This is a genomic window from Methyloglobulus sp., from assembly GCF_964779595.1.
Genome location: NZ_CBAROL010000072.1, coordinates 1 through 3,253, shown reverse-complemented (window position 1 = coordinate 3,253; position 3,253 = coordinate 1). Strand labels below are relative to the sequence as shown.

Sequence of the window (3,253 nt, the reverse complement as noted above, 5' to 3'; positions counted from 1 at the left end):
GTCCTAGCCATTGCCCTAAAGCCGTGGCCTGTCATTACGTCTTTACCGTAGCCCAGCCGCTTCAAGGCTGCATTGATAGTATTCTCACTCATACACCGATCACCCCTAGGGGTGCGTTCGGACGGGAACACATAACACCCATGCCCTGTTAACGGCTGTATCTCGTGCAATATCGCTATGGCTTGGGTTGATAAGGGTACGATGTGCTGAACGGCTGTTTTTGAAATAAAGTACCGCCATTCCTTAGCCTCAAGGTCAAAGTGCTGCCATTCTGCGGCGCGTAGTTCGCCAGGACGCACAAACACCAAGGGCGCGAGTTTTAATGCAGAAAGGGAAATAAATGAACCTTGGTAACTGTCTATTACCCTTAGCAGTTCTGCCACTTGTTTGGGTTCGGTGATAGCGGCAAAATGTTCGCCTTTGGCTACGGGTAACGCGCCGCGTAAATCCGGCGTTATGTCACGGTCAACCCGCCCTGTAGCCACGGCATAGCGGAAAACTTGCCCTGTTATCTGTAGTGTGCGGTGGGCTGTCTCAATCGTGCCGCGTTCTTCTACGCGCCTTAAACATGCCAAGATGTCTTTAGGCAAAATTTCGGTTATCGGTTTGCTACCTAGCCAGGGGAATACGTTTCGCTCCAGCATCCGTTTAGAGCGGTTGTTTTTGTCATCCCATGTTTCAACCTTCTTCTGCCCCCATTCCCTAGCGATTATTTCAAAGCTGTTTGTGGCAAGGGCTTCTTTTGATTCCTTAACCGCTTTCCGGTGTTCGATAGGGTCAATGCCCTCTGCCAGTTGCTTACGGACGGTATCGCGCCGCTCCCTTGCTTGCTGTAATGTGATGTCGGGATATACCCCTAGTGACATTAACCCATCTTTACCATTGCATCGGAATTTAAGCCGCCACCATTTAGCCCATCCGGTCGATGTTGGCTTAACCAGTAAGTGCAAACCCTTGTCATCAAACAAGGTAAAAGCCTTGCCCGTTAAGGCTTTGGCGTTCTTGTGGGCATTCTTGCAAGCGGTGTCAGATAGCGGCATTGGTATAACTCTAATCGGTGGTAACGATGTTATACCGAATGTTATACCTGTTTGAGCGTATGTGTCAATGAATCTTAATGAACGCTATTGAACAATAAATACGCTTAAAGCGTTGGTATTAAAAGGGGTTTATGGACTTCGTTGAACCTTGTTGAATCGGGGGATGGAGGCTGCGGCCGGAATCGAACCGGCGTAGATGGCTTTGCAGGCCACTGCATAACCATTTTGCTACGCAGCCATTAATATTGAATAAAGCTTGAAATAAAAAAGCCGCGATTCTCGCGGCTTTTAAAATTTGGAGCGGGAAACGAGATTCGAACTCGCGACCCCAACCTTGGCAAGGTTGTGCTCTACCACTGAGCTATTCCCGCAATAGAAGTTATCCGTGCAATTATCGATTTTTTTCAACAATCTGTCAATCTATAATTACGGTTACTGTACATCTATTGCGAGTACCCAGCCGTCTTTGTCTTTACATTCGCCGTCTGCCACTTTAACCTTTACAAACATTTTTTTCTTGCCACCAAAATCGGAAAACTCCATGACTTCAACAGGAGTTCCTTGACCCATGTGTTGGCAAGGTGCATTTCTGTCTGCTTCTTCGCTATCATCGTAAGCGGCCAAAGTACCAGGAACTGGAACCAGACGAATCTTGGCACTAGGATCAACAGTATTTGGGCTTTTTAACGAGTATTTTTGACCAATAGCTAATTCTTTAATGCTTGGACCAGTAACAGTATTTGATTCTCCACCACTCATCATTATGAAAAGTATAGGCAAAATCACTGCTGCCAAGATGCCGTAGAAAGCTTTTGGATTGCTCTCTTTTAAGCTCATCATTGCCGCAATCTGATTGCTGACGGTGGTTTTTAACGAGTCTACAGTTTTGTTCACATTGTCTTCGTTACTCATTTTTCATCCTCATGGTTTGTAATTTTTTATTATGATACTTTGCTCAAAACCTTATCAAATAAGGTTGGATAGCTTGTGTGCAAATACTTTCTTCAAGTAAACTTTCTTTATGACTACTCTATTTCTTGCTTTAAAAGCCGTAGCCTGCCTGACTCGTGTCTACTCAGTTGACCAACTTACCACGATGTAAAAACTTTTCAAGTGATTTATGTGTTGCTAGCAAGGAAATGTCGTTCTCTTATTGAAATCAGATAAAGTCATAGCCTTTTTTAGGTTGCGCGGGTTTATCAACTCTTTCAGCAATTCGTTGACATTCAAACTGCCAGTAGCCAAGACCAACATTTTTCCTATCTTTTAAGATAAGATAAATATTTTCCTGATTCATCAGCATTTTGATAAGGTCGCCTTCTTTTAGCATAAAGTTGTCGACCACTAGAAAACTGGCTTCTTCAAATTGGTCATCCGCGTTATAAAAGAGACCTTTGTTGGTCGAGTCGCTATCGCTCGCATTTGACATTGTGTAGTAAACAGCATGATAGCGCGTTGTTATTAGACTGACACCAAAGCTTATTTTACCGCTTTGCTTAGTTACGATTAGCTCGTTTACAACGGCTAACGACCGCTTTTGATCTGACTGATCGGCTTTTCTGAAGCTGACCAAATTTCCAACCGATAAAATTCCGGTCTTGCTAAAGACGCAGAACAACAATCGGTCAGATTCTGAATGAACGAGCATTTCCTGCTCAGGATCAATCTGGCTTTGGCTTGAACCCTGATTTTGCAAGCTATGGGCAGATGCTATGCCAATAGCAAGGTAGCGATCCAGTCGGTCACCAAATACCGCTTCTTTTTGCAAATCTATACCTGACCATCTTTGCTCAAGATAATCGAGCAATTCAACAGTCGGTTTTTCCTCATGACTTTTCAATACGTGCATCGAGGTAAACCGAGTTTCTGTCAGACTGATAAACTTGTCCTTTTTTTCAAGTGCTTTGTAAAGCCGAGTGAAATCCAAATAAAGCGAGGCCGAATCCGTAGCCGCTTTCATTCCACTTTGAGCAAACGGTGGCTTGTCCTCGTCTGTCATAATCGCATATTGCATAATCTGACCAGGCACTGCTTCTGTACTCAAATTAAAAAAGGGAAATAAGCTTTCTTAGATTCAACTCATAAGTGCAATTCATTTTAACGTGATTGAAAGAGGTTAGCTGATATAGTTCAAGGCTTTTTCAATCCGACCAAAGATGAGGAAGCTTATGAAAGGTTATAAACAGCTAACCCAGATACAAAGATACCAGATT

General features: G+C 43.6%; 3 protein-coding genes and 2 tRNA genes. All 5 read right to left on the bottom strand.

What is annotated here, in order from left to right:
• Positions 1 to 1,040: tyrosine-type recombinase/integrase (locus tag AC1YY3_RS12950; protein WP_482194590.1), on the bottom strand; the 1,040-nt coding region annotated here is incomplete at its 3' end.
• A 164-nt stretch (positions 1,041 to 1,204) separates the two neighbouring features.
• A tRNA-Cys gene (locus AC1YY3_RS12945) sits at positions 1,205 to 1,278 on the bottom strand.
• Between the two features lie 58 nt (positions 1,279 to 1,336).
• Positions 1,337 to 1,411: transfer RNA gene (locus tag AC1YY3_RS12940), tRNA-Gly, on the bottom strand.
• 61 nt (positions 1,412 to 1,472) lie between these two features.
• A complete protein-coding gene (locus tag AC1YY3_RS12935; protein WP_481824636.1) occupies positions 1,473 to 1,952 on the bottom strand; it encodes a hypothetical protein in 480 nt (159 codons plus the stop codon).
• 247 nt (positions 1,953 to 2,199) lie between these two features.
• On the bottom strand, positions 2,200 to 3,084 hold the full coding sequence (locus AC1YY3_RS12930; RefSeq protein WP_482194589.1) for a hypothetical protein: 885 nt from the start codon (positions 3,082 to 3,084) through the stop codon (positions 2,200 to 2,202).
• Positions 3,085 to 3,253 lie beyond the last annotated feature (169 nt).